This is a genomic window from Delftia sp. ZNC0008 (assembly GCF_000799035.1).
Taxonomy (GTDB): domain Bacteria; phylum Pseudomonadota; class Gammaproteobacteria; order Burkholderiales; family Burkholderiaceae_C; genus Comamonas; species Comamonas tsuruhatensis.
Genome location: NZ_JTKZ01000876.1, coordinates 1 through 5,423, shown reverse-complemented (window position 1 = coordinate 5,423; position 5,423 = coordinate 1). Strand labels below are relative to the sequence as shown.

Annotated in this window: 7 protein-coding genes and 1 pseudogene; 5 read left to right on the top strand and 3 right to left on the bottom strand. The window is 65.4% G+C overall.

Translation table 11 applies throughout. From position 1 onward, the window contains the following. From L995_RS34835 to L995_RS28215, 3 genes are all read left to right on the top strand, one after another. Nucleotides 1-109: helix-turn-helix domain-containing protein (locus L995_RS34835; RefSeq protein ID WP_156136151.1), on the top strand; the 109-nt coding region annotated here is incomplete at its 5' end. A gap of 108 nt (nucleotides 110-217) precedes the next feature. Further along, entirely contained in the window at nucleotides 218-340 is a 123-nt protein-coding gene (locus L995_RS34760; RefSeq protein ID WP_013803059.1) for a hypothetical protein, read from the top strand. A 135-nt stretch (nucleotides 341-475) separates the two neighbouring features. Next, nucleotides 476-1,087 (top strand): hypothetical protein, encoded by a 612-nt coding sequence (locus L995_RS28215; RefSeq protein WP_047474683.1) that lies wholly within the window; start codon nucleotides 476-478, stop codon nucleotides 1,085-1,087. Between the two features lie 45 nt (nucleotides 1,088-1,132). On the opposite strand, the gene L995_RS28210 is transcribed toward L995_RS28215, so the two are convergent. Next, nucleotides 1,133-3,070, bottom strand: coding sequence for a hybrid sensor histidine kinase/response regulator (locus L995_RS28210; protein ID WP_047474681.1), 1,938 nt, complete (start codon nucleotides 3,068-3,070; stop codon nucleotides 1,133-1,135). 86 nt (nucleotides 3,071-3,156) lie between these two features. Continuing rightward, a complete protein-coding gene (locus L995_RS28205) occupies nucleotides 3,157-3,450 on the bottom strand; it encodes a DUF2789 domain-containing protein (protein ID WP_016452404.1) in 294 nt (97 codons plus the stop codon). Nucleotides 3,451-3,653: 203 nt separating this feature from the next. Between L995_RS28205 and L995_RS28200 the strand changes: the two genes are divergently transcribed. Beyond that, a complete protein-coding gene (locus L995_RS28200; RefSeq protein ID WP_016452405.1) occupies nucleotides 3,654-3,917 on the top strand; it encodes a hypothetical protein in 264 nt (87 codons plus the stop codon). Nucleotides 3,918-4,098: 181 nt separating this feature from the next. Here the strand turns inward: L995_RS28200 and L995_RS28195 are convergent, their stop codons facing one another. Beyond that, a complete protein-coding gene (locus L995_RS28195) occupies nucleotides 4,099-5,055 on the bottom strand; it encodes a LysR family transcriptional regulator (RefSeq protein WP_047474679.1) in 957 nt (318 codons plus the stop codon). Nucleotides 5,056-5,161: 106 nt separating this feature from the next. On the opposite strand from L995_RS28195, the pseudogene L995_RS28190 reads away from it, so the two are divergent. Then, nucleotides 5,162-5,423, top strand: a pseudogene (locus L995_RS28190) (MFS transporter); the annotation flags it as partial.

Genomic DNA, 5,423 nt, shown 5'->3' with positions numbered 1-5,423 from the left:
CAATGTCTCCGAGGCGGCGCGCCAGCTCGGCGTCAGCCGCTCCACCATCCACCGGCGCATCCAGCAGCTGCAGCTGGGCGTGCGGCATGCCCAATGGCGCGGGCCCTAGGGCCGAGCGGCAACCGGCAATACCGAAGCATCGCTGACACGGTGTTACAGGAGCTACGGCGTTCACCAGTAGATTGACGCGTTTCGTCCATTGCAGCCCCAAAAAAAGATGAAACCCAAGATCAACTTCATTGAACGCGAGCGCCTGTTCCGGAGGGAACTGAAACGGCGAAAGGTCAGGTTCCTGCCCATGCAGGTATTGCGCCGGCTGTTCGAGAAGGCAGGTGTCTGAGCCCTCCCCCACGGCTGCAACAACTGGAGCAGGTCTGGCTGCGCATGCAGCCTCGTCAAACCCGCCGCATTCAGCGCTACACTGCCCGGCTCGCTGCCCATGGGCGAAGCAATGAATACGGCCGGGTGACTTGGCATGTATGGGCAGCTTTGGCTTTGGATTGCCCCAGAAAAACGGGAGAGTGGCTTGCCGATATACAGCTTGTCTTGTGCCAATTGCTCCGCTCCACTGGAGATTGGAGGTGATACGGAACGCTTCATCTGCGCGCATTGCGGAAGCGCCCAAATTCTTGAACGTCAAGGCGGGATCATTTCACTGAAAAAGGTGGAACACTCCCTTCACGCAATCCAACGGGGCACAGATCGCACAGCGGCAGAACTGGCCATTCCAAGGCTGACGCAAGAAAAGCAGCAGATTCTGGCGCTACGTGCACAAGCGTTGGAAGCCCATCAAAAGAAGCGTGCACACGCACGTGGCCGAAGGTTGAAGCTGACCGGCATCAGCTTCCTCGTCCTGCTTCTTGCGGGTCCTACGGCGATAAACCAGATCAAGATGCCTGCCATCAACACTGCGCTCACGTTGGCGTGGATGCTTTCCTTGATCGTCATACCCGCTCTTGTTTTTCTAAAAACAAGGATGCCGCGAAGTACCCCCGCGCAAGTCATCAGTGATTACGACGCGCAATTGGCGTCGATTGAAGCCCACTTACAGGCCAATCGCGCCATTGTTTCCACCCTGCCATCTTGATGTGATGGCTTGTGAAAACTCTTCGCAGGCCATCTCCATGGGTGCTCACGCCCTCACCAACTGAAGCAGCAGCTGGCGTAGATCGTCCTGCGAATAGGGCTTGGCCAGCCGCGTCATTCCTGGTGGCAGCGCCGGTATGTCGGCAAAGCCGCTGGCCAGGATGAAGTTCAGGCCCGGGTATCGCGCTGCAATATGCCGGGCCAGCTCCACGCCGTTCATGCCGGGCATGGCGTAGTCGGAGATGACCACGTCGAAGCGCGCCTGCCGCGCAAGCAGGTCGATGGCCTCCTGCCCGGCGCCCAGGGTCGTGACGCGGTGGCCCAGGTCTTCCAGCAGGGCCGAGGCATTGGCCCTCACCAGCGGGTCGTCATCCACCAGCAGCACATCCAGGGGCCCCACGTCCTGCACGCTTTGCCCGCCCAGATGGCAGGCCGTGCTTTCGTCCTTGGAGACGGGCATCCACATCTCCACCGTGGTGCCGCTGCCCAGGGCGCTGTGCAGCACGAGCTTGCCGCCGGACTGGGCCACCAGCCCGTCCACCATGGCCAGGCCCAGGCCGGTGCCCTTGCCCACGCCCTTGGTGGTGAAGAAGGGCTCGACCACATGCGAGAGTGTCTGTTCGTCCATGCCCTCGCCGGTGTCCACCACGCGCACGCAGACATACGAGCCCGAGGCCAGGCCCGCAAGCTGGCGCGGCAGCGTGGTTTCCACGGCCGCCGTGATCTTGATGACGCCGCCGCCCGGCATGGCATCGCGCGCATTGGCAACCAGGCTGAGGATGCTGCTCTCGAACTGGCTGGGGTCGGTGGCGATGCGCGGCAGGTCTGAGGCCAGGGCCATCTTCAGAAAGATATGCGGGCCAGCCGTCTGCTGCAGCAGGCCTTGCATCCCGGTCAGCAGCACAGCGACGTCCACGGCCTGCGTCTTCAATTCCTGCTGCCGCGCAAAGGCCATCATGCGCTGGGTCAGCGAGGCACCGCGCTGTGCGCCGCGCGTGGCGATCTCCACCAGCGAACGCAGGCGATCGTCGGGCGGCATGCGCTTGCGCAGCAGTTCCAGGCTGCTGAGCACGGCCATCAGCAGATTGTTGAAATCATGGGCCACCCCGCCCGTGAAGCGGCCGATGGCCTCCATCTTCAAGGCCTGGCGCAGCTGGGCCTCGGCAGCCTTGCGCTCCGTCACATCACGCGTGACCTTGGCAAAACCGATCAGCTGGCCCTCGTCGTAGATGGCATCGATCACGACCGATGCCCAAAAACGCGAGCCGTCCTTGCGCACGCGCAGGCCTTCGGCCTCCATGCGGCCGGTGCTGACGGCCGTGCGCAGTCCCGCCTGTGGCAGCCCCGCCTGCTGGTCCTCTGGTGTGTAAAAGCGCGAGAAATGGGTATGGAGGACCTCGTCCTCTTCATAGCCCTTGATGCGCTTGGCACCCAGGTTCCAGCTGACGATGCGGCCCTCGGGATCCAGCATGTAGATCGCACAGTCGGTCACGCTCTGCACCAGCAAGGCAAAGCTGCGCTCGGCGCTGGAAAGAGGGCTGGACCGGGAAGGCACAGCCAGAGCCTGCGATGCCCCGGACGGGGGTGCATCCGCCTCGCGCACACTCAGCAGCAGGGCCAGGCTGCCATCGCCGAGCCGTACGCGCGAGCTGCATGAGGCCACGGGCCGCTCGCGTCCCGTGCAGGTCAGCAAGGGCCAGAGTCTGGCCTGCCGTGCGGCGCCGGCGGGCTCGCACTGGCTGTTGAACCAGCCTGCGCGCCCGCTGCTGGCGACGAAGCGGTCCTCGAAAACACTGCCCTCCAGGGCATCGCCGGAATGCTCCAGCAGGCTCAACGCATGGCGGTTGCAGCGCGCCAGGCGTCCATCGAGTCCGACGACGAAGACTGCGTCCGGAAAGGCCTCCAAAGCAGCAAGACCCGGATCAAGGGGGAGTTGTGCGTCGGAGCCTGCAGGGGCCGGCGCCAGACCAGTCGAGGTCAGCATGTGAACGACTCCGTAGGCAAATGGGTTGAACGAGCCGGAAAAATTGTAAGCACCACGGGTTCATCGCAAGCGGTTGCATCACAGGATCAGGGACGAGCCTCCTGCTCGTGCCCGGCAATTGCGGGCGAAGGCGCAGCCTGGAGGTCCGGCTCGGCATGCAAGGCCTCGCTGAGCTGGTCCACCACCAGCGCCCAGGTCGCATCGGCATGCCACTGCTGCGAGAACAGGGCACGTTGCGCGTCGGTCCAGAACGGTGCATCCACCAGCAGCGTGTCCTTTTCCAGCCGGTGCGAGAGGATGAACTGCTTGATGCCCTCCGGGCTGGAGTCCAGACCCAGCTGGTCGAAGAGATTGGTCATGGTAGGTTCGGCTGTGATCATGGGGGGGTCCTTGTTGTGACGGGGTTGGCTCAAGGCTAGAAGCTCGGCCGGCGGCACCATGTCGGACACTGAAGCAAGCTGCCGTCGGCGGCCCTTCTGCGAGTGGGCCGCAGCGCCCGCGCCGTGCAAAGCCCTGCTCCTACACGGTTGCCTCGGCGGTCCGGCGCACCATGCAGCCATCTCATCACAGGACATTGCATTCCATGAAGAAACTGCTGCTTGCCACCGCCATTTCCTTCGCAGCTGCCGCTGCCCTGTCACCCGTCCATGCCCAGGTGGGCAAGGCCGCCTCCGAAGCCGCCGACGCTGCAGACCACAAGGTGAAGGAAAAGCAGGCCGACGCCAAGGCCAAGGACAGCGGGCCGGTCGGCAAGGCCGTGAACAACGTCAAGTCGGACTACCACAACAAGCGCTCCAAGCAGTCGGCAGAGAACGCCAAGGAATCGCTGAAGAAGGCGACCGAGTAGACGGCAACGCCCGGATAGACCAAGGCCCACTCGCGTGGGCCTTTGTCTTTTGGAGAAGCCCGGGGCCATGCCGGGCGCAGCCTCAGAAGCTGTGCCGCAGCGCCAACATCACACTGCGCGGCGCACCGGGCAGGTTCAGGTCGGGGCTGGTGCCGTGGGCGGACACGATGCAGCAAGCAACTCAGGGAAGCGGCGCGCGCATTCCCGTCAGGCCCGGCATGACTTCCCGCATGGCCGCAATGAAGGCGCGCAGCCGCGCCGGCTGGTGGCGCGCGGGTGGGTAGACCAGATGCACGGGCAGCGGCGCCGCCTGCCAGTCGGGCGCCAGATGCACCAGGCGGCCCGCCTCCAGATCGTCGCGCACGATCCAGGCCGAGGCCAGGGCCGCACCCAGCCCGCCCAGGGCGGCGTTGCGCAGCGCATAAAGGCTGTCGGTGCTGAGCCGGGGCTCGAACTGCAGGCGCCAGGATTTGCACACCCGCTCATCGCCCACGCGGTGCAGTTCCAGCTCGCGCTGGTAGAAAGTGCGCAGCGCAATCCAGGGCAGCCCCTGCAGCTCGCGCGGGTGCTGGGGCACGCTGCCCTGCCCCAGCAAGGCAGGCGCGGCCACGGCAATGCGCGGCACCTCGGCCACGCGCAGCGCGACCACCGATGGATCAACCACGGCGCCCACCTGCACGGCGCAGTCGATGCCTTCGGCAATGAAGTCCGGCTGGCGGTCATGCAGCAGCCATTCGACCTTGACGGCCGGATGGCGGTCCAGAAACGCCAGCAGCGGCGCCATGAGCTGGTCCTGGCCAAAGGCGTGGGGCGCGACCACGCGCAGCAGGCCGCGCGGCGTGTCCTGGGCGCCGCGCAGGTCGGACTCCAGCGCGTGCCATGCCTCCAGCAGCTCGCGCGCATGCTCCAGGCAGCGCTGGCCGTCGTCGGTCAGCGCCATGGCGTGGGTGGAGCGCCGCAGCAGGCGCAGGCCCAGCGCGCGCTCCAGCGTCTGCAGGCGCCGGCTGACCGTGGGCTGGGTGGTGGACATCTGCTGCGCAGCGGCCGAAAGACTGCCGCTTTCGACGATGCGCACAAAGGTCTGCAGCAGCTCGATGCGGTCAGCGCCAGAAGGCAGGGGAAGGTCGGCAAGGGTCATACGCCAAGCGTATATCGATTCTGCAGGCGCAGCCACTACCGTGGTGTACTGCGCCGCACCACACTACGGCCATCGCTTTTCAACTGCGCCTGACAGGCGCCTCAACATGTCTTCTATTCAATCTACGCATATGCAAACCGCTGCGGGCGCGCAGGCTGCCGGCGTGCCGGCATCGCTGGTGCTGCTGATGGCGACCACGGCGGGCGTGGGCGTGGCCTCGCTCTACTACAGCCAGCCCATGCTGGGGGTGCTCGGCCCCGACCTGGGCGCAGGCGAACGCGCCGTGGGCTTTGTGCCCACGCTGACCCAGCTGGGCTATGCGCTGGGCATTTTGCTGCTGGCACCGCTGGGCGACCGCATGGACGCGG